Source organism: Pseudomonas putida group bacterium ESBL64, assembly GCF_045277175.1.
GTDB lineage: Bacteria > Pseudomonadota > Gammaproteobacteria > Pseudomonadales > Pseudomonadaceae > Aquipseudomonas > Aquipseudomonas alloputida.
The window spans coordinates 2,693,908-2,714,563 of sequence record NZ_CP145799.1 but is presented as its reverse complement, the minus strand read 5'-3'; the positions used below and the strand labels follow the sequence as shown (position 1 = coordinate 2,714,563).

17 protein-coding genes are annotated in these 20,656 nt (G+C 64.4%); 11 read left to right on the top strand and 6 right to left on the bottom strand.

Annotation, left to right across the window (positions count from 1 at the left end; translation table 11 throughout):
• Genes gspF through V6093_RS12355 form a run of 8 tightly spaced genes read left to right on the top strand, consistent with a single transcriptional unit; the run spans position 1 to position 5,156 of the window.
• A complete protein-coding gene (gene gspF, locus V6093_RS12390; RefSeq protein WP_108078453.1) occupies positions 1-1,203 on the top strand; it encodes a type II secretion system inner membrane protein GspF in 1,203 nt (400 codons plus the stop codon).
• Positions 1,204-1,220: 17 nt separating this feature from the next.
• The gene (gene gspG, locus V6093_RS12385; protein ID WP_004575677.1) at positions 1,221-1,655 is read left to right on the top strand and encodes a type II secretion system major pseudopilin GspG; all 435 of its coding nucleotides are present in this window, start codon (positions 1,221-1,223) and stop codon (positions 1,653-1,655) included.
• A gap of 2 nt (positions 1,656-1,657) precedes the next feature.
• Positions 1,658-2,089, top strand: coding sequence for a type II secretion system minor pseudopilin GspH (gene gspH, locus V6093_RS12380; protein ID WP_108078452.1), 432 nt, complete (start codon positions 1,658-1,660; stop codon positions 2,087-2,089).
• A complete protein-coding gene (locus V6093_RS12375) occupies positions 2,086-2,454 on the top strand; it encodes a type II secretion system protein GspI (RefSeq protein ID WP_143999599.1) in 369 nt (122 codons plus the stop codon). The genes gspH and V6093_RS12375 overlap by 4 nt, the downstream gene beginning before the upstream one ends.
• Positions 2,451-3,041, top strand: a complete 591-nt coding sequence (locus tag V6093_RS12370) for a type II secretion system protein (protein WP_012051376.1) — start codon at positions 2,451-2,453, stop codon at positions 3,039-3,041. Before V6093_RS12375 ends, V6093_RS12370 begins: the two co-directional genes overlap by 4 nt.
• Positions 3,038-4,114: a type II secretion system protein GspL gene (locus V6093_RS12365; protein WP_258230026.1), complete on the top strand. Its 1,077-nt coding sequence runs from the start codon at positions 3,038-3,040 to the stop codon at positions 4,112-4,114. The genes V6093_RS12370 and V6093_RS12365 overlap by 4 nt, the downstream gene beginning before the upstream one ends.
• Positions 4,111-4,497, top strand: a complete 387-nt coding sequence (gspM, locus tag V6093_RS12360; RefSeq protein WP_003254992.1) for a type II secretion system protein GspM — start codon at positions 4,111-4,113, stop codon at positions 4,495-4,497. The genes V6093_RS12365 and gspM overlap by 4 nt, the downstream gene beginning before the upstream one ends.
• On the top strand, positions 4,494-5,156 hold the full coding sequence (locus tag V6093_RS12355; RefSeq protein WP_003254991.1) for a hypothetical protein: 663 nt from the start codon (positions 4,494-4,496) through the stop codon (positions 5,154-5,156). The genes gspM and V6093_RS12355 overlap by 4 nt, the downstream gene beginning before the upstream one ends.
• Positions 5,157-5,431: 275 nt before the next feature.
• Here the strand turns inward: V6093_RS12355 and V6093_RS12350 are convergent, their stop codons facing one another.
• The 3 genes from V6093_RS12350 to V6093_RS12340 form a co-directional block, all read right to left on the bottom strand.
• A complete protein-coding gene (locus tag V6093_RS12350; protein WP_012051379.1) occupies positions 5,432-6,193 on the bottom strand; it encodes a siderophore-interacting protein in 762 nt (253 codons plus the stop codon).
• A complete protein-coding gene (locus V6093_RS12345) occupies positions 6,186-6,731 on the bottom strand; it encodes a PadR family transcriptional regulator (protein WP_047605028.1) in 546 nt (181 codons plus the stop codon). Before V6093_RS12345 ends, V6093_RS12350 begins: the two co-directional genes overlap by 8 nt.
• An 89-nt stretch (positions 6,732-6,820) precedes the next feature.
• Positions 6,821-9,970, bottom strand: a complete 3,150-nt coding sequence (locus V6093_RS12340; RefSeq protein WP_019750593.1) for a transglycosylase domain-containing protein — start codon at positions 9,968-9,970, stop codon at positions 6,821-6,823.
• 389 nt (positions 9,971-10,359) lie between these two features.
• Between V6093_RS12340 and V6093_RS12335 the strand changes: the two genes are divergently transcribed.
• Positions 10,360-11,778: an amino acid permease gene (locus V6093_RS12335; RefSeq protein WP_003254987.1), complete on the top strand. Its 1,419-nt coding sequence runs from the start codon at positions 10,360-10,362 to the stop codon at positions 11,776-11,778.
• Between the two features lie 36 nt (positions 11,779-11,814).
• On the opposite strand, the gene V6093_RS12330 is transcribed toward V6093_RS12335, so the two are convergent.
• Complete coding sequence (locus V6093_RS12330) at positions 11,815-13,434, bottom strand: FMN-binding glutamate synthase family protein (RefSeq protein ID WP_004575669.1); 1,620 nt, start codon at positions 13,432-13,434, stop codon at positions 11,815-11,817.
• A gap of 283 nt (positions 13,435-13,717) precedes the next feature.
• The gene (locus tag V6093_RS12325; RefSeq protein WP_265979753.1) at positions 13,718-17,998 is read right to left on the bottom strand and encodes a DEAD/DEAH box helicase; all 4,281 of its coding nucleotides are present in this window, start codon (positions 17,996-17,998) and stop codon (positions 13,718-13,720) included.
• A 136-nt stretch (positions 17,999-18,134) separates the two neighbouring features.
• Between V6093_RS12325 and V6093_RS12320 the strand changes: the two genes are divergently transcribed.
• Complete coding sequence (locus V6093_RS12320; RefSeq protein WP_003254983.1) at positions 18,135-18,548, top strand: NUDIX domain-containing protein; 414 nt, start codon at positions 18,135-18,137, stop codon at positions 18,546-18,548.
• Here the strand turns inward: V6093_RS12320 and metR are convergent.
• Positions 18,532-19,449 (bottom strand): transcriptional regulator MetR, encoded by a 918-nt coding sequence (metR, locus tag V6093_RS12315; RefSeq protein ID WP_003254981.1) that lies wholly within the window; start codon positions 19,447-19,449, stop codon positions 18,532-18,534. The genes V6093_RS12320 and metR overlap by 17 nt on opposite strands.
• 195 nt (positions 19,450-19,644) lie before the next feature.
• Between metR and V6093_RS12310 the strand changes: the two genes are divergently transcribed.
• On the top strand, positions 19,645-20,640 hold the full coding sequence (locus V6093_RS12310; RefSeq protein ID WP_265979755.1) for an alpha/beta fold hydrolase: 996 nt from the start codon (positions 19,645-19,647) through the stop codon (positions 20,638-20,640).
• Positions 20,641-20,656: the final 16 nt, after the last annotated feature.

Genomic DNA, 20,656 nt, shown 5'->3' with positions numbered 1-20,656 from the left:
ATGCCGACCTATCGCTACCAGGCCGTTGACCTCGCCGGCAAATCGCACAAGGCCAGCCTGCAGGCTGACAGTGAACGCCACGCCCGCCAGCTGCTGCGCGAGCAGGGCCTGTTCGCCCGCCAGTTGCAGCGCCATGAAGCCGGCAGCCGACAACCCCGACGCCAGCGCTTGAGCCGCGCCCAGTTGTGTGAGCTGACCCGTCAGCTGGCCACCTTGACCGGGGCCGGCATTCCCTTGGTCGATGCCCTTGCCACCCTTGAACGGCAACTGCGTCAACCCGCCTTGCACAGTGTGCTGGTGGCCTTGCGCGGCTCACTGGCCGAAGGCCTGGGCCTGGCCCGCAGCCTGGCCCGGCAGGGTGCACCGTTCACTGGCCTTTACTGCGCGCTGGTCGAGGCCGGCGAACGTTCCGGGCACCTGGCCCAGGTGCTGACCCGCTTGGCCGACCACCTGGAGCAGGTGCAACGCCAGCAACACAAGGCCCGCACAGCGCTGATCTACCCCGCTGTGCTGATGGGTGTGTCGCTGGCAGTGGTGATTGGCCTGATGACGTTCGTCGTGCCCAAACTTACCGAGCAATTCGCCCATGCCGGGCAAAGCCTGCCGCTGATCACCTCGTTGCTGATCGGCCTGAGCCAGGGGCTGGTGCACGCCGGGCCCTGGTTGTTAGGGGGGGCGCTGTTGCTCGGGGGGCTGGCTGGCTGGTTGTTGCGCAAACCGCACTGGTGCCTGCGTCGCGACCAGCTGCTGCTGCGCCTGCCGCGTATTGGCAGCCTGCTGCAGGTGCTGGAGAGCGCGCGCCTGGCGCGCAGCCTGGCGATTCTCTGTGGCAGTGGCGTGGCCCTGCTCGAAGCCTTGCAAGTGGCCACCGAAACCATCGGCAACCGGCGTATCCGCTTGGCCATGGAGCAGGTGCGCCAACACGTGCAGGGCGGCACCAGCCTGCACCGTGCGCTGGATGCCAGCCAGCAATTCCCGCCGCTGCTGGTGAACATGGTCGGCAGCGGCGAGGCCAGCGGCACCCTCGCGGACATGCTCGAGCGCGTGGCCGACGACCAGGAGCGCGGCTTTGCCCGCCAGGTCGATACCGCCATGGCGCTGTTCGAACCCCTGATGATCCTGGTGATGGGCGCCGTGGTGCTGTTCATCGTGCTGGCGGTGCTGCTGCCGATCATGCAACTCAACCAGGGCCTGCAATTGTGACGACAAGGAGTATTGCCATGCAGCATCGACGTAACCGCCAACGCGGCTTCACCCTCATGGAGATCATGGTGGTGATCTTCATCATCGGCCTGCTGATCGCCGTGGTGGCGCCCAGCGTGCTGGGCAACCAGGACAAGGCCATGAAGCAGAAGGTGATGGCCGACCTGGCCACTCTGGAGCAGGCGCTGGACATGTACCGGCTGGACAACCTGCGCTTCCCCAGCAGCGAACAGGGCCTGGCCGCGCTGGTGAAAAAGCCGGCTCAGGAGCCAGTGCCTCGGGCCTGGCGCAGTGATGGCTACGTGCGTCGCCTGCCGGAGGACCCGTGGGGCACCCCGTACCAGTACCGCATGCCTGGGGAACATGGCCGGGTCGATGTGTACTCGCTGGGTGCCGATGGCCTGCCGGGCGGCGAAGGCCAGGATGCCGACCTGGGTAACTGGGCGCTGTAACGGTGCGTCATCAGCGCGGCTTCAGCCTGATCGAACTGTTGGTGGTACTGGCCATTGCCGGGCTGATGACCGGGCTGGCGGTGGCCGGCCTTGGCAACGGCCAGGCCAGTGTCGAGCAGGCCCTGCAACGGCTGGCGGTCGAGGTCCGCGGCCAGGCCGCGCTGGCCCGGCATGCGGGGCAACTGCGCGGGTTGCGCTGGAATGGCCAGCGCCCGGAGTTCGTCCGCCGCGAGGGCAATGCCTGGGTGGTCGAAGCGGTCCCGCTCGGCGACTGGCCCAAGGGCCTGCACCCGGACTGGCCGGCCAGCCCGCAACCGCGCGTGCTGTTCACGCCGCATGGCTGGGCGCAGGCGGGTAGTGTGCGCTGGCGCTGGGCCGATGGCAGTCAGCAATGGGCCTGGAGCCGCACCGATGGCATGTGGATCGTGCCATGAAGCAAGCACAGCGTGGTTTCACTCTGCTGGAGGTGACCGTAGCCCTGGCAATCGCTGCCGTGCTGGCGGTGATCACCAGCCAGGTGCTGCGCCAGCGGCTGGCCGTTCAGGACAACCTGCAACAGCACCGCCTTGGCCTGCTGTGCGCGCGTGAGCTGCAAACCCGCTTTGCCGTCGAGCAGTACTGGCCTGCCGAAAACCAGGTAGCCGGCGAGCTCGGCCAAGGTGGCCAACGGTGTCACTGGCAACTGCAACTGCGCCGCACTGGCGTGCGAGACCTGCGCCGTGGCGAACTGCAATTGTTCGCTGACCGCGATCAGCGCCTGCCACTGGGCCAGTACACCGTGTTTCTGGAGCGCCCATGAAACACCGCCAGGCAGGTCTGACCCTGATCGAACTGATGGTCGCGCTGGCCCTGACGGCCGTGCTCGGCATCATGCTGGCCGCCCTGGTCAACGGCTGGCTGAAGGTGCGCGAACGCTTGCAGGACACCATTCGGCAAACCTCGGTGCTGGACTTTTGCCTGGCCCTGGAGCGGCGCTTCGACAGCCCGGTGCTGCGCCGTGTCTACGACCAGCGTCTGCCGCTGGCCAGCCGTTGGCTGGACTGGCAGCCCGCCAGCAACCAGTTGCTGTGGGTCGCCAGCACCGGCCTGCCGGCAGCCGAAGGTGGCTCGCGCCTGCAACGCCAGCGCCTGCGGTTCGAGGCCCGCGAGCAACGCCTGCTGCTGGAAAGCTCGGCGGACTTGTACGCCGCTGTCGCCCCGCGCTGGGTACAGCGCGAACGACTCGACCAGGTCAGCGCCATGAACGTTCTGTACTACCAGGGCGGCCGCTGGCTGGCCTGGCCTTCTGACCAACCGGTGCACCCAGGCCGTGGTGTGCGTCTGGAACTGCTGCGTGATGGAGCCCCCTATGTCTGCACCTTCGCCCTTCCATGGGGGCGCTCATGAAACTTGAATGGCGGCGGCGTATGCCGGCCCAGGCGTGGCTGCTGGTGCGCCCGGGTACTGTCTGGCATTGGGCGCTGGTCCAGGACGGTATTTTGCAACGCCAGGGGCAGGGCGAGCCACCGGCCAACCCGCAGGCCCATGTTGCGCTGGTCCTGCCTGCCGAGGCGTGCAGCCATTTTCGCGTGCCGGCCCCGCCCGGGCTCAAGCGCGAAGAGTGGCCTTTGCTGCTTGAGGATCGCTTGCTGCAGGCCCCGCATGAGGTGGCCTGTGCCTGCCTGGCCCGTGAACCCGGGTACCTTCGTCTGCTGGTAGTGGCGCGTCAGCAGTTGGATGACTGGCGTGGCCAATGTGCCGAATGGGGCTTGCAGACGGTGCGTTGCTGGGCGGAGCTGCAGCTGCTGCCATCACCCGAGCCAGGATGCGCCTGGCAATGGCAACGCACCCCCGGCCTGTCCCTCTACAAAGGCTTGGCCGAAGACGGACAGGAGCACTGGCTGGCATGGCCTGATGCCTTGGGTGGCGTGCCGCAGCCACCGTGGGCAGGGCTGCACAAGACGTCGCTGAACGGCAATTGGCCAACCGTATTTGCGCCGCTCGCCACATTGCCTGGCCTGTTCGAGCGCGCCCGCAAGGTGCGCTCGTTGCCGGCGGTCTCCCGCCAGCAGCAGCGGCTGCTGGCAGCTTGCCTGGTGCTGGCCACCGTTTGGGGTGGCCTGTGGGTGAGCCAGCAATGGCGTCAGGCGCAACTCTGGCGCAACCAGGTCGTTGCCGTGACCGGCGAGCAGGCCAGCCCTCGGCACGCGGCACAGGCCCTCAAGCGCCTGCGCGAGAGCGTACTGCAGCAGCAACTGCGTACACGTCAGCTAGACGACCTGCAGGCTCGCTTGCAGACCTGGCTGCGTGCCAACCCCGGCTTGCGCCTGCAAGCGGTGCGCTTCGATGGTCAGCGTTGGCACCTGCGCCTGGAGGGCGAGGGCAGTGCGCCGCCATGGCGTGATATGGCGGCTGCCGCTGGCGCCACAGTGCAGGTTCAAGAAGGCCAAGTGATCTTCGACCTGGGAGCAGCCTCATGAACCGGGACTGGCTACAGCGTCATCGCTTCACGTTCGCCTGGGGACTGATCGCCCTGCTGCTGGCCTTCCTGGCCCTGCGCGAAGGCGTTGCGCAATGGCGCGTGCTTGGCCAGTGGCGTGTGCTGGCCGAACAGGCGGCCAGCCTGCAAGGCGGGCCCGGTTTGAACCTGGAGCGGCTACGTCAGTCGGCCCAGGCCCGTGGGGTTGAACTGACCGAAGTCGATACGCAAGGCAAGGCCTGGCAACTGCGCGGGCAGGTGGCCGATGAGCGCATGCTGCAAGGCTGGGTACAGAGCCTGCGTGCAGAAGGCGCACTGCCGTTGCAATGGGGGCTGGAGCAGCAGGGCAAGGGTTTGCGATTTGATCTGGTGGTGCAGCCATGAGCCGCAGTGCAGCAATGGCCTGGGTGTTACTGGTATTCGTGCTCACGCTGTTTATCGAGCTTCCGGCCAATTGGGTGGTGCGTGCGTTCGGCCTGCCGGTACGCGATGTCGGTGGAAGCCTCTGGCAAGGGCAGGCACAACAATGGGGGCCGGTCGGGCCTTTGCGCTGGACGCTGCAGCCCTGGCGCTTGCAGGCGAATGCGCAAGTGGGGTTCCAGGGGCAGGCCTGGCAGTTGCGTGCAGAAGGCTGGCCCTGGCGTTGGCGGCTGGAGGCATCAGCCAAGGGGCCTTTGGCGACGGTCTCGACGGATTACCGCCTGGCCGGCCAGTGGCAGGGTGTGTTGAGGATGCAGGGGACAGGGCGCCAATGCCAGGCCAGTGAAGGCCGCGTGATCGTAACCGACCTTGCCCTGAGCGACCCTTGGTCCCTAGGCCTTGGGCACGGCTGGCTGGAAATGGATTGCCGCAGTGGCTGGCACCTGCGCGGGCAGTTGGCGCAGCAAGGGCAACATCAACTGGCCGTGGATGCCGACCTGCCAGGACGCCAGGCGCAGGTGGTGTTCCAGCTGCAGCCTGAAGCGCAGTTGACGCCATTGTTGCGTGGGGCCCAATGGCTTGGGCCGCAGGCCTTGGCGGGGCAGCGAGACCTTCGTTGGTAAGCAACAACGTGGCGCGGCCTCCTGTAGATACGCTGCGAGCGGTCGAGCTTTTCTGAGCTGCTCGGGGCTGAAGCGCTTGGTCGTATCGATGGTGCATACCCGCGAAGCAGGCGGCGCGTTGCGTGGCACCGGCTGCGCCGGTGTTCGCGGGTGAACCCGCTCCTACAACGGCCTGTGCCCAACCACCGATTTGTGCCCAACCGCCGAGTTGTGTCCATCCCCGATCAGTGTAGGAGCGGGCTTGCCCGCGAAGACGGCAGATCAGGCAATCACGATCACTCGTCGTCCGCAGTCCCGTTGGCCCGCCAGTAGGCTGCAGCCTTTAGCGCGTCTTCCTTTACCCCTTTCTCCAGCAACAACGCCTTGGCCTGGCGAGTCAGGGCTTTTTCCAGCGCTACCCAGGCATACAGCTGGCCTTGCGGCAAGCTCAGGTTCCGCACCAGCTCCAACAAGTCTTCCCCTTGGCGACGTACCCAGATCACTTCCACCTGCGCCTTGCTTGGCAGCGGCTGGCGCTCGTGCTCGTCTTCGATCTGGATGACTGCCAGCACCTGGCGGCCCGCCGGCAACTCCTCCAGCCGACGGCCAATGGCCGGGATGGCAGTTTCATCACCGATCAGCAGGTAGCTGTCGAAAATATCCGGCACCACCAGCGAGGCCCGTGGCCCTGCAATGTCCAGGGTTTGCCCGGGCGCGGCTTGCGCGGCCCAGGTAGAGGCAGGGCCGTCGCCGTGCAGCACGAAGTCGATGTCCAGCTCATGTGCCACCAGGTCGATGCGCCGTGGTGTGTACTCGCGCATGGTGGGCCGCGCGCCACCGTCCTTGCCCAGGTTGCGGGCCTCGATGGCCTGTTGTTGCTCCGGCGTTTCGGCGAACAGCAGCTTGATATGGTCGTCGCTGCCCACGCTGGTAAAGCCTTGCAGCTCGGCACCCCCCAGGGTGATGCGGCGCATGCGCGGGGTCAGCTCGGTGACGCGCAGCACCTGCAGACGGCGCTGGCGGATCTCGTGGTTTACGCGGTGAATGGTGTCACTCATGGGGCGTCTCCCTGAAAGGTTCGGTGGGCCCGGAGGCGATGGCCTTGGCGGTATGGTTGAGCAGGTCACGGACCCGTTCGATTTCTTCCACTGTCCAGCGGCCGCTGTGCATGTGCAGTGCATGGCGCAGGTTGCCGACCGCTTCATGAATCTCTGGCGGGCGGTCGTGGCCGCGCAGGGCGCGTTTGCTGACCTCGATGCGCATGCGCACGCCATCCAGGGCTACTGCCTGATCCGCCAAGGCGTTGCGGCCGGCATCGGTGATGGCGTAGAGGCGTTTGCTGCCTTGTACCTGGCCGCTGATCAGTTCGGCCTCTTCGAGGAAGTTCAGCGTGGGGTAGATCACCCCAGGGCTTGGGCTGTAGCTGCCGTCGAACAGATTTTCGATCTGGCGGATCAGGTCGTAACCGTGGCCGGGCTGCTCGGCCAGCAAGTCCAGCATCAGCAGCTTGAGGTCACCCGGGGCGAAGACACGCGGGCCGCGCTCGCCACGGGCGGGGCGCCGCTCGAAGGGATCATGAGGGGGATGTTCGCGCATAAGGATAGGGCTCCGTCGTTTGCGATATATCTTAAGATATTACTCAAGATATATCTAAAGACAAGCCTTTAAATGCTGATGATTATCATCTACTGCGTCGATGTGTTCCCTGCCGGTGGCGGTGTGTGCAGGGCAACCTGTGGCGGCTTGCACTCATTCGGATTGCCCGGCTGCAGGTATGGCATGAGGATCGGTGCCATGCCCTTGAGCACCTGCACTGGCAGCGCCGAAGTAAATTTGAACGCTTCTGCCGTGCGACCCGGCACGAAGGCGGTCAGCGTGCCGAAATGGTTGTCGCCGAGGAAGAACACGAAGGTGGCGGTGCGGTTTAGCGAGCGCGAGCCGATCAGCCGGCCGCCGGCGCCAAAGCTCTCGATTCGGTTGTCGCCGGTACCGGTCTTGCCGCCCATCACCAGTGGGGTGCCGTCCTGCAGCTTGAAGCTGCCGGAAATACGCCGCGCGGTACCTGCATCGACCACTTGCGACATGGCGCCTTTGAGTGCACGCGCCACTTCGACTGGCAGAATTCGCACGCCCCGGTCCGGGTCTGTGATCAACTTGGTCTCGTAGGGTGTGTTGGCTGCGAAGTGCAGGGTGTCGATGCGCAGGGTCGGCAGGCGAACACCGTCGTTCTGGATGATCCCGACCAGTTCGGAGAGGGCAGCAGGGCGGTCGCCGGAGCTGCCGATGGCGGTGGCCAATGAGGGCACCAGGTGGTCGAATGGATAGCCCACGCGTTTCCAGCGTTGGTGGATGTCGAGGAAGGCTTCGATTTCGACCATGGTGCGGATGCGGCTGTCACGGGCGCCCTGGTAGCGGCTCTTGAACAGCCAGCCGTATACCTCCTGGCGTTCGAAACGACTGGCGTTGATCATCTCGGTCAGTGTCGAGCTTGGGTTCTTCAGCAGGTAGCCAAGCAGCCACAGGTCCAGCGGGTGGACCTTGGCGATGTAACCCTGATCAGGCAGGTCGTACTTGCCGGGGCCGTAAGCTGCGTACATCTCTGACAGACGGCCATCGGTCAGTTTGCCCAACACGGCCTTGTCGCCCTTGAGGTGGGCACGCACGAAGGCGTTGAAGGTTTCCTGGCCTGCCTCGGGGAACAGGTAGCGGTGTACCGCCGCCAACCGCTGCGGGGTCACGCGCATGCTGTCGAGGAAGGTGTCCAGGCGTTGTTGCGAGGTTTTACGCTGGTACTTCTTCCAGAAGCGCATCAGGTAGTTGGTGCCTTCCTTGTCGGCAAAGCGCGCAAGGTATTCCTGGCGGCGCGGGTCGGCATCGTCCTTGAGCAGCGGCACGCGGTTGTACGGCTGCTGGTAAGTCACGTAGCGCACCAGGTCGCGCATCAGGCGGATGAACGGCAGGTTGATCGACTCGCGCAGTGCATCCTTGAGTGTCGGGTTGCGGTTGTTGTCTTCCTTGCGGAAGTTGTTGAATACATGCATCCCGCCACCGGTGAAAAACGCTTCGCCGGTGTTGGCCGAGTACTTGCGCTCGAGCGCGGCGTCGAGCATGGCGTCAAGGCTCTGGTTCTTGCTGTTCTGCGCCAGCCATTCCAGCGACCATTGCGTGATGCGGTCGAGTTCGGCCACTTCGACCTTCTTCAGCTCGGCGGCAGGTTTGCCGGCGTACTTGTCGTGCAGCTCGGCGATAATTTCAAGGTAGGTGGTCAGTACCCGCAGCTTGGCGGTTGAGCCCAGCTCCAGCTTGCTGCCTTCGTTGATGTCGAAGGGCTGGTTGGTGCTGTCGGTCTGCACCCGGACCCGCGAGCCATCGGCGGTGCGTTCGAACAAGGTGAAGCTGTAGCTCACCTGGTCGGTGGTCTTGGCAGTGAGCAGCCGCTCGCCGATCAGGCCGATCTGTGCGGCAAACTCCGGGTCGGCAAGGTTTTTCAGGTACTGGCTGATCTGCAACTGCAGGTCGGCCTGCAAGGTACTTGTGGCTGACAGGTCGAGGCGGTCGAGGTCGTACAGCGGGCGATTGAGCATGGCCGACAGGCGGTTGCGTGCCAGGCTGATGCCCTTGTTGGTAATGATCGGTACGATGGTCGGCTGCGCGACCCAGTCGCGGTACACCGCCTTGCTGGCCAGCGCGGCATCGGCCAGTGGCTGATCGATGACCTTGTTGGCGGCGAGCACGCGGATGTGCGCGTCGGTCAGTTCGGCCAGCTCGACCCGGCCCTTGGACAAGTAATGCGAGGGGCGGCGTTGGGCAATCATCAGCGACAGCACCTGGCGCAGGGCCAGGCCGCGTGCGGCCATGCTCTCGGGGTCGGTGGCGGTGGCGTTCAGGGCCTGGTTGACCTGGTCGAAGTCGGCGCCGTACCACACCCGCAGGCCCTCGGCCATGCCATGTACTTCACCATGCCCAGGCACAGCCGACAGCGGTACGCTGTTGAGGTAGTCACGCACGATGCGCTGGCGTGCCTCGGTGGTGTCGGGGCCGCCCTGGTAGGCACGCACGCTGGCAGAAATCATCTGCCGGATTTTCTCTGCGCCCGACACCGTCAGGCCGTCGGGTGAGTGGCGATATTTCTCCAGCTGCGTGGCCAGGGTGCTGCCGCCGGCAGACTGGCCGGGCAGGGCCAGGTACTTGGCGACCTGGCTGTAGGCGGCCTTGGCAAAGCGCGGCCAGTCCACTGCCGGGTTGTTACGTGGGTCCTGGGTATCCAGCAGGTCGCGGTTTTCGATGAACAGCAAGCTGTTGACCATCACGGGAGGGATCGCTGCAAAGTCCGGGTACAGGTGCTGGGGGTAGTTGTACTGGTACAGCGTGTCGCCGCGGCAGTCGGTGATCGACAGGCCGGCCTGGATTTTCTCGATATAGGGCGCGAACAGCCCATGATCGACGTAGTTCATCAATGCGGGTGAGAACTTCACCTGTTCGCTGATGAGGTAGTCGCGCTTGAGCAGGCGTGGCAGGAATTCACCCAGGGCGCTATAGCCCAGGCGTTTGTCGAACGGCCCATCACCGGGATAGATGATGGCATCGCTGGGACCGGGTTGCAGTGAATAGGTCAGTGTACCGGCCAGTTTGCTGAACTCGCGCGATTGCAGTTCGGAGGTACGGAATTCGTCATACGCGGCAACACCTATGGCTACCAGTGCCACCAGCAGGATGAGGATGATCAGCCGCCACCATAGCCGACGCTGACGGGGGGACTTGGGTTGTGGCGTCTCGGCCGGAGGTATCTCGGGTGCTTCCGTTCTGCTTGGTTCCGATTGCCACAGTGCGCCCATAGTCTTCTATCCGGCCAAGTATTTTCGTCTTGCTTGTCTGAAGCTTAGACGTTGAGTGGATAGGGTGAAAAATTTGTAAGAAGAAGGAAAGTGGTGAGGGGCTATGCGGCTTTGGTGTGGGTTCCTTCAACGGCCGATGTTGCTATGGTGCCCCGGCGATTTTTGGGGCGGGTAGCGGCCCCAGAGTTCTAGCCAAATTTCTGCATATATACAGTGAAAACTCCTACAACGGTCTTCCTATACTGCTCGCCCCCTTCGCCTTGCCGGGCGCTCTACTCCGGCACACGGGCCGGTCCACAAGGCCAGCCTGGCAAGCCAATGCCACGCCTATCGGCTTGGTCGCGGCGGCACGAAGGTCAAATCCAATAACAAAATGAGGTTGTATTGCTATGCCAGTCGGCAACCACTCTGCCCACGGCCAGGCCACAGAAGGCGGCCCGCTCAAGCGTGAACTGGGCGAACGGCACATCCGCCTGATGGCGCTGGGCGCCTGTATCGGTGTCGGTCTTTTCCTCGGTTCGGCCAAGGCGATCGAAATGGCCGGTCCGGCCATCATGTTGTCCTACATCATCGGCGGCCTGGCCATCCTGGTGATCATGCGCGCCCTTGGTGAAATGGCCGTGCACAACCCCGTCGCCGGCTCGTTCAGCCGTTATGCCCAGGATTACCTCGGCCCATTGGCGGGCTTCCTGACCGGCTGGAACTACTGGTTCCTGTGGCTGGTGACCTGTGTTGCCGAAATCACGGCAGTGGCCATCTACATGGGCATCTGGTTCCCCGACGTTCCGCGCTGGATCTGGGCCCTGGCGGCGCTGGGCAGCATGGGCGCGGTCAACCTGGTGGCGGTGAAGGCTTTTGGTGAGTTCGAGTTCTGGTTCGCGCTGATCAAGATCGTCACCATCATCGCCATGGTGCTTGGCGGCATCGGCATCATTGCCTTCGGCTTTGGCAATGACGGTGTGGCAGTGGGGATCTCCAACCTGTGGAGCAACGGCGGCTTCATGCCCAATGGCGTGACCGGCGTGCTGATGTCGCTGCAGATGGTGATGTTCGCCTATCTGGGTGTGGAAATGATCGGCCTCACCGCCGGTGAAGCACGCAACCCGCAAAAGACCATTCCCCAGGCCATCGGCTCGGTGTTCTGGCGCATCCTGCTGTTCTACGTCGGCGCGTTGTTCGTGATCCTGTCGATTTACCCGTGGAACGAAATCGGCAGCCAGGGCAGCCCGTTCGTCATGACCTTCGAGCGCCTCGGCATCAAGACCGCTGCCGGCATCATCAATTTCGTGGTCATCACGGCGGCGCTTTCGTCGTGCAACGGCGGCATCTTCAGCACCGGGCGCATGCTTTATAGCCTGGCGCAGAACGGCCAGGCGCCGGCGGCCTTTGCCCGCACCTCGAAGAACGGCGTGCCACGCAATGCGCTGCTGCTGTCGATCGGCGCGTTGCTGCTGGGCGTGCTGGCCAACTACCTGGTGCCAGAAAAGGTCTTCGTCTGGGTGACCTCGATCGCCACCTTCGGTGCGATCTGGACCTGGGTGATGATCTTGCTGGCGCAGCTGAAGTTCCGTGCCGGCCTTACCACGGCCGAGCGCAAGGCACTGAAGTACCGCATGTGGCTGTGGCCGCTGAGCTCGTATCTGGCACTGGCCTTCCTGGTGCTGGTGGTCGGGCTGATGGCGTACTTCGAGGATACGCGTGTGGCCCTGTACATCGGCCCGGCGTTCCTGGTGCTGCTGACGGTGCTGTATTACACGTTCCGCCTGGCGCCGAAAGACGCACAAGGTGTGACGAGTACCGCCTCCTGACCTGACGTGGGGCCGCTTTGCGGCCCCAGCGTTCTCTCAGGCCGCCACTTCGCTGTGCGGCTCGAAACTGTCCGCCCGGGCCAGTTGCCACATCCGCGAATAGAACTGCCCGTTCACCTCGCCGGTCAGCAGCTCACCTGGCTTCAAAAACACATGCATCTGCGAGAACAGCTTGATCTCGGTGGCTGAAATGCGCCGCACCAGGTGCTTGGCCTCCAGTTGTGCCGGATGCTCCAGGCCGGCCGCCGCCAGCATTTCTGCCAAGGCACGCAACGTGTTGTGGTGGAAGTTCAGCACCCGCTGGGCTTTGTCGGGCACCACCAGCGCACGCTGGCGTAGCGGATCTTGCGTGGCCACGCCGGTCGGGCACTTGTTGGTGTGGCAGCTTTGCGACTGGATGCAGCCGATGGCAAACATGAAGCCGCGTGCCGAGTTGGCCCAGTCGGCGCCAATGGCCAGCACGCTGGCGATGTCGAAGGCGCTGACAATCTTGCCGCTGGCGCCCAGCTTGATCTTGTCGCGCAGGTTCAGGCCGACCAGGGTGTTGTGCACGAACAGCAGGCCTTCACGCAGTGGCACGCCGATATGGTCGGTGAACTCCACGGGCGCTGCGCCGGTGCCGCCTTCCTTGCCATCGACGACGATGAAGTCGGGCAGGATGCCGGTTTCCAGCATGGCCTTGGCGATGCCCATGAATTCCCACGGGTGGCCCAGGCAGAACTTGAACCCCACTGGCTTGCCACCGGACAGCTCACGCAACTGGGCGATGAACTGCATCATTTCGATCGGTGTCGAGAAGGCGCTGTGGCGCGACGGTGAGATGCAATCCTCGCCCATCAGCACGCCACGGGTTTCGGCAATTTCCTGGGTGACCTTGTGTTTGGGCAGTATGCCGCCATGGCCAGGCTTGGCACCCTGGCTCATCTTGATCTCGATCATGCGCACCTGAGGGCTGCGCGCCTGGGCGGCGAAACGTTCGGGATCGAAGCGCCCATCTGGCGTGCGGCACCCGAAGTAGCCGCTGCCCAGTTCCCACACCAGGTCACCACCGTGCTCGCGATGGTAGGGGCTGATGCTGCCCTCGCCGGTGTCATGGTGGAAATTGCCCAGTTTGGCGCCCTGGTTGAGCGCACGGATGGCATTGGCGCTGAGTGAGCCGAAACTCATGGCCGAAATGTTGAAGATCGACGCTGAATACGGCTGGCTGCACTGCGGCCCACCGACGATGACGCGGAAGCTGGCCGGGTCGGCCAGCGGTGCCGGGCGCATGGAGTGGCCGATGAACTCGAAACCGGATTCATATACGTCGATCAGGGTGCCGAAAGGTTTGTCCGAGGCTTCGTTCTTCGCCCGGGCATACACCAGCGAGCGCTGGGCGCGGGAGAAGGGCAGGGCATCGCTGTCGGACTCCAGCAAGTATTGGCGGATTTCCGGGCGAATGGCCTCGACCAGATAGCGGATGTTGCCAAGAACCGGGTAGTTACGGCGGACGGCGTGGCGCTGCTGCAGCAGGTCGAACAGGCCGATCAGGCTGAGAATGCCTGTGGTCAGGGTGAACGGCCACAACCATTCGTGGTGGCTGAAGGGGAGGCTCGCCAGGGTGAACAGCACACAGGCGGCGAAGAAGGCATAACGACTGAGAAGTGACAGGCTCATACAGGGTCCTTGCGATGGCGCGGTCAGGCTCAGGGCCTGGGGGCAAACCCCGACCATAGCCAAGTTGCCGGGCACTGCAAAATAAAATTGGGGTAGCGAAAATCATTCTCGACCCGAGCCAAATTGCCTGGTAGAAACGCAGATCGGTGGTGGACACACATTGATGATTGGGCGCAGGCCGTCGTAGGCGCGGGTTTACCCGCGAAAGGGCCGGGCCTGCTGGCCAATTTCTACCCGCCGGTCAGCGTTGCCGCCGCTACCGTATTCGCGGGTAAACCCGCTCCTACAGGGGGGCGCGCAGCAGTTTTTGCCGCCAGCTTTCCTGCTCCTGTGCGGACGCCTCGACCAGATACGCGTAACGCCCGGCCATCCGCACCGCCACCGGTATCCCGTCGCGATACAGAAGCCGGTTGCCAATCACTGCCGGCACTTTCGCCCCGGGCAGCAACGAGCCGATCAGGTTCAGCGGGTCACCGGCGCTCACCACCTGCAGCGTTCCGTCCGGTTCACGTCGTCTCACTTGCCGCAGCAATACTACCGCCTCAGGCAAGGCGAACTGTTCACCGGCCAGCCCGGCAATGAAGCGCCCGCCCCGGATCTCGCCACGCGCTTCCAATCGGTGATAGCAGCGCAGCAGCTCACGCCAGGGCGGCAGTACATCACTCTCGCGCGCCAACAGCCGCCAGCAGATCACGCCATAGCGACGCAGCAGCGTGCGGGCAATGTGCTCCAGGCGCTGGTCGTGATCCGGTGGCGCATCGCTGCGGCGCAGCAGGGCCCAACGTCCGGCATGCGCCATGCTGCTGGAAAGCGGCGGGTGGCCTCGGCGGCTGTTACGTGAGCTGCGCTTGGTTGCAGGCGTGATCAGGCTGCGCAAGCCAGTGAAACTGTCCGCCCCGGCCAGGCCCGAGCCCACCAGCTCCTGCAGTGCAGTTTCCAGTTCACTGGGCAGCAGGTGTGCCTCATGTGCCAGTTCATCGAAGAACAGCGCACCCTGGGTTTTCAGCGCTTCGTGCACACGTTGCGCACGTAGGCCAAGGGCGTCGACAGCAGGTGCGGGCGCCAGGCTGCGCCACGTGTTCAACTGGTCCCGCGGCAGCAACACCAGCGGGGTACTGGTCAACGTGCTGCTCGCCACTGTTGCCGCCAGCCGGCTCCAGGCAAACTGGCCGCTTCGGCAGGCTTCGTCGAGCCAGTGCGGATTGTAGTCTTTGATACGCGCCGGCAGCAGCTCCGCCTCCCAGGCCGCTGCGGCGCTGGGGAACCCTTGTAACTGGCCCAGCACTTCGGCCACCGCCTGCGGACCACGCAGGCGCTCGTCAGGCGCCAGGTGCTGCCAATCGAACAGAAAGCGCATGAAGTCTTGCAGGCTGACCGGTTCGATCTCGCGGCGCAGGCGTTTGACTGTGTAGCGGTGGATGCGCGCCAGCAAGTGGCGTTCGCACCATTGCAGGTCAGTGGCACCTGGGCTGAAATGCCCGCGCAGCACATAGCCTTCGGCTTCCAGGCGGGCCAGCGCCTGCTCGATATCGGTTACCGGTTTGCCCAATGGCGCAGCGATTTGCGCCAGGGTCTGTGGGCCATGGCCGCTCAGGCGGGCGCGCAGCAGTTCGCTCAGTGCGTTGTCGGGCTCGATGGGCAGGTCGAAGCCAGCGAGCCGTTCGAGCGCTGGCTCCCTGTGCGCTGTGGGGTACAGTGCCAGCAGCAGGTTCAGGCGTTCGCGGGCCAACCAGAGCTTGTCATCGGGCAGGCGCAAGGCACGCCCGGCCTTGGCCAGCTGCCTTAGCAGCACATCCCAGCAGGGGTTGGCATCTACCTCGACCTGACCGATGGCACCCAGGCTCATCAATGCTTCGTGCATTTCGTCGGGATTGGCCGGCTGTGGCCAGGCCTCGGCCGCTACGGCAGCAATGGCATCAGCGTCCAGCGCGCCCAGGTCGTCGCTACTGTGCACGTCGTTCCAGCGCCGGTTGAGTACCGCCTGGGTACGTCGCTCTTCCAGTGGCGCATCGTCCAGAAAGGCATAAGGCCGGGCATTGAGAATCGCTGAAGCCAGCGGCGAGGGGGCGGGCAAATCCCTGCACAGCAAGCGCACTGCACCGCTTTCCATGCGCCGCAGCAGGGCCAGCCAGCCTTCGCTGTCCATTGCCTCGTGCAGGCAATCGTCAAGGGTTTGCTCGACCAGCGGATGGTCGGGAATCTGCCGCTCGCCGACGATGTTTTCCAGGCAGGCGATCTGGTCGGGGAACACGGCGGCAACCAGGTCCTCACTCTTCATGCGCTGGATTTGTGGCGCCACCTTGCGTCCGCCCACAAAGCGCGGCAGTGCCATGGCCACGCCTGCATTCCAGCGCCAGCGCACGCCAAACAGCGGTGCATCGAGCAGGGCCTGGATGAGAATAGGCTCGGCGCTGCGGCTGTTCAGGTAACGCCACACTTCGTCCAGCTCGAAACTGTGGCTGGTCGACAGAGACAGCACGATGGCGTCCTCGCTGGCGGCAGCCTGCAGTTCGAAGTTGAAGGTGCGGCAGAAGCGCTTGCGCAGGGCCAGGCCCCAGGCGCGGTTGATGCGGCTACCGTAGGGTGAATGAATGATCAGTTGGGTCCCGCCGGACTCATCGAAAAAACGTTCCATCACCAGCGTATCCTGCGAGGGCAGGGCGCCAAGCACTTCACGGGTGCGGGCCAGGTAGTCGAGCAACTGGCCCGCACAAGCTTCGTCCAGTTCGAAGGTCGCCTGCAACCAGGCCAGTACCTCCACCGTGTCGCCGCCTGCCTGCGCCAGTTGCTGGTCGATTCGCGCCTGCAGCCGGGCCACGGCGGCAGACAGCTCGTCACTGCGCCCCGGCGCTTCACCCAGCCAGAACGGAATGGTCGGTGGCAGGCCATGAGCATCCTCTACCCGCACCCGGCCCGGCTCGACGCGCAGAATGCGATAGGAGGCGTTGCCCAGCTGGAAAATATCGCCGGCAATGCTTTCCACGGCAAAGTCTTCATTGACGCTGCCGATGTTCAGCGCCTGCGGTTCCAGCGACACGGCGTAGTCGGCGTTGTCGGGGATGGTGCCGCCGCTGGTCAGCGCGGTCAGTTGGCTGCCACGTCGGCCACGCAGCGTGCCGCTCACTGCGTCACGGTGCAAGTAGGCACTGCGCACACCCTGGCGGCCGTTGTAGCCCTCGGCGAGCATGCGCAGCAGGGCCTGGTAATGGTGCTGGTCAAGCTCGGCGTAAGGTGTGGCCTGGCGCAGGCAATCCAGCAGATCCTGTTCGTGCCAGGCCTGGTTGCTGGCTTCTGCGACGATCTGCTGGGCCAGCACATCCAGCGGTGCCCGGGGGATGCGCAGTGCGTCCAGTTCGCCCTGTCGAACGCAGTCAAGCAAGGCAACGCATTCGATCAGGTCATCGCGTGAGGTGGGGAACAGGCGCCCCTTCGGCACACCATCGACCTGGTGTCCAGCGCGGCCAACCCGTTGCAGGAAGCCGGCAATCGAGCCCGGCGACGCGACCTGGCAGACCAGGTCGATATCGCCGATATCAATGCCAAGCTCCAGCGATGCGGTCGCGACCAGCACCTGGAGCTGGCCGCTCTTGAGCCGCTGCTCTGCATCCAGGCGCAGCGCTTTGGACAGGCTGCCATGGTGTGCGGCAACCGCCTCCTTGCCCAGCCGGTCGCTGAGGTGGCGGGTGATACGTTCGGCCAGGCGCCGGGTATTGACGAATACCAGCGTGGTGCGGTGTTCACGGGCAAGGGTGGCCAAGCGGTCATACACCAGGCCCCAGACATCAGTGGCCATCACCGCCCCCAACGGTACCGGCGGCACTTCGATGGCCAGGTCACGCTTGCGGGCATGGCCGATATCGACAATGGCGCAGGGGCGCCCGCTACCCACCAGAAACTGTGCCACCCGTTCGACCGGGCGTTGGGTAGCGGACAGGCCGATCCGCCGCAGTGGCTTTTTGCACAAGGCTTGCAGGCGCTCCAAGGTCAGGGCCAGATGGGCGCCACGCTTGTTACCGGCCAAGGCATGGATTTCGTCGACGATTACCGTGTGCACATGGGCCAGGCCTTCACGGCCAGAAGCCGAGCCCATCAGCACGTAAAGCGATTCGGGGGTCGTCACCAGAATGTGCGGGGCCAGCTTGCGCATGGCGGCGCGTTCCTTCTGCGGAGTATCGCCGGTGCGTACCGCCGTGGTGATGCGTGGGGCGTTCAGGCCTTGCTCTGCAATGGCTTGGCTGATGCCTTCGAGCGGGGCCTGCAGGTTCAGACGAATGTCATTGGACAGGGCCTTCAGAGGTGAAACGTAGATCACCAGTGTCTGTGCGGGCAGTTCGCCCTGGTGCTTCATGCCTTCACGCAGCAGCTCATCTAGCACGGCCAGAAAAGCGCTCAGGGTCTTGCCTGAGCCGGTCGGCGCGGCCAGCAGCATGGATTGCCCGGCGTGGATCAACGGCCAGGCCTGTGCCTGGGCATCGGTGACCGTGGCGAAGCGGCGGCGGAACCAGGTGCTGACGGCAGGGTGGAACAGCTCGAGCACCGGGTGGTGTTTGGCGGGCAGGTTCATGTGTTGTTTATGGAGGGTGTGCAACAGGTTGGCAAGGGGCCGCTCGTCTGCCAGGCCGACACAGGAATGACCGGCCTTGTCAGGCCAATGACCCCATGGGATCCTCGCGGGTCATTTTATTCAGCGAGCCCACTTCATGCCCAACATCATCCGCATCGCCGCCGCCCTGCTGATCGACCCTCAGGGCCGCACGCTGCTGGTGCGCAAGCGTGGCACCGAGGCTTTCATGCAGCCAGGCGGCAAGATCGATGCCGGTGAAACGCCGGTACAGGCGCTGGTGCGCGAGTTGCAGGAGGAACTGGGCCTGCGCATCGACCCGGCTCAGGCCATGCACCTGGGCCAGTTCAGTGCCCCCGCCGCCAACGAACCAGGCTTCGAAGTGCAAGCTGAACTGTTCCGTGTCGACAGCGCCGCTGCCGTGGTGCCGGCCGCAGAGATCGAGGAGGTGGTCTGGCTGGCTGCAGATCAGGCGCCCGTCATGCCACTGGCTCCCCTGACCCGCGACTTGATCCTGCCGCTGTATCGCCAGGCGCTCAACGCACCGCGCTGACGCCGTCGAGGGTAGCGAACGAGGTGTCCTTGGCCGTCAGCAAAAAGTCGCGCATGTACGGGGCATCGAGCATGTCGGTGCGTACGGCGGCATAAAGCGTGGCAAACAGGCCTTTCTCGCCCAGGCGTTTGCCCTTCACATAGCCGCGCGAGCTGTACTCGTGCAGCGCCCAATGCGGCATGCCGCATACGCCACGGCCGCTGGCCACCAGTTGCATCATCATCACCGTCAGCTCCGAGGTACGCACGGCGGCTGGCTCGATATCGGCCGGCTCCAGGAAGCGCGTGAAGATGTCCAGGCGATCGCGCTCCACCGGGTAGGTGATCAGCGTCTGGTCGAGCAAGTCTTGCGGCACGATGTAAGGCTTGCTGGCCAGCGGGTGCTGGTTGGCCACTGCCAGCATCGCCTCGTAGGTGAACAGCGGCACGTAAGTGATGCCTGCCAGGTCCACCGGGTCGGAGGTCACCACCAGGTCAAGGTCGCCGCGGGCCAGGGCCGGTAGCGGGGCGAAGGCAAAGCCCGAGGCCAGGTCCAGTTCCACTTCCGGCCAGGCATCACGGAACTGGTCGATGGTCGGCATCAGCCACTGGAAGCAGCTGTGGCATTCGATAGCCATGTGCAGGCGTCCGGCAGTGCCTCCGGCCAGGCGTGCGATGTCACGTTCGGCGCTGCGCAGCAACGGCAGGGTGGCATCAGCCAGTTGCAGCAGACGCAGCCCGGCGCTGGTGAAGCGGATTGGCTTGGTCTTGCGCACGAAAATCGGGAGGCCCAGGCGCTCTTCCAGCTCCTTGAACTGGTGCGACAACGCCGACTGGGTCAGGTGCAGGCGTTCGGCGGCCTCCACCAGGCTGTCGGCTTCGCGCAGGGCATGAAGGGTTTTCAGGTGACGGATCTCCAGCACAGATGACTCCGGGGTGTGGAATTGAAGAAACAGGGAATGAATTGAGTTTCTCTCATGATGCGGCATCTGTCGACTGGGCGATCGTCGCACCGCCTGGCGGGAGTCATGAAACTGTCACCGAACTGTGGCAGCGCGCCCGAACAGAATTCATCAGACTCGCGCTCTACTGGGGATCTGCATTCTGGTGTTTCTTTCATGCGGGCTTTTTGGCTTTTTCTTTTCTTCCTGTTCAGCGTTCCGGCGAGTTTCGCCGAACAGCGCTGTGACGCCCAGGTGCCGGTGCAGCGTGCCGAACTCGGTGCCGTCAGCCTGGTGTACCAGAGCGTCGGTGCGCCACGCGACCCGGCCTTGCTGCTGGTCATGGGCTTGGGCGGGCAGCTGATTCATTGGCCAGATGATGTGGTCGAGGCATTGTGCCGCCAAGGTTTTCGGGTGATCCGCTATGACAACCGCGATGTCGGCCTGTCACGCTGGAACCAGGTACCACCGCACGCCAACCTTACGCTCGAACTGTTGCGTTACAAGCTGGGCCTGCCCGTGTCGGCGCCCTATACGCTGACTGATATGGCCGATGACGGCTTGCGCCTGATGGACGCGTTGGGCGTGCGCCAGTTTCATGTATTGGGGGTGAGCATGGGCGGCATGATTGCCCAGCACCTGGCGGCGATGGCGCCTGAGCGTGTGCGCAGCCTGACGCTGGTCATGTCCAGTTCAGGGGCGGCGGGGCTGCCGGCGCCGGCCCCGGCGTTGGTGCAGTTGCTGGCCCGGCGCAGCGCGCCGAACCGTGAAGTGGCTATCGAGCAGCAGGCCGACCTGCTGGCGGCCTTGGGCAGCCCTGAGGTACGGGACGACCGCGAAGTGTTGCTGCACCAGGCGGCGCAGGCCTACGACCGGGCGTTCAACCCTGACGGGGCCAAGCGCCAGATCATGGCGATACTGGCCGAGCCGAGCCGCGTCGAGTTGCTCAACCAGTTGCGAGTGCCGACCCTGGTGGTACACGGCACGGCTGATCCGTTATTGCCGGTGATGCATGGCGTGCACCTGGCGGCGCATATCCGGGGCAGCCAGTTGCGCTTGATCCCGGGGTTGGCGCACCGTTTCCAGGAGCCGTTCAAGGCGCCGTTACTGGGGGCGGTGTTGCCTTATTTGCAGGCGCACAGGCAAGAGGTCACGCACATCGCAGGGCTCTGAATCGGCGCCGATTTCG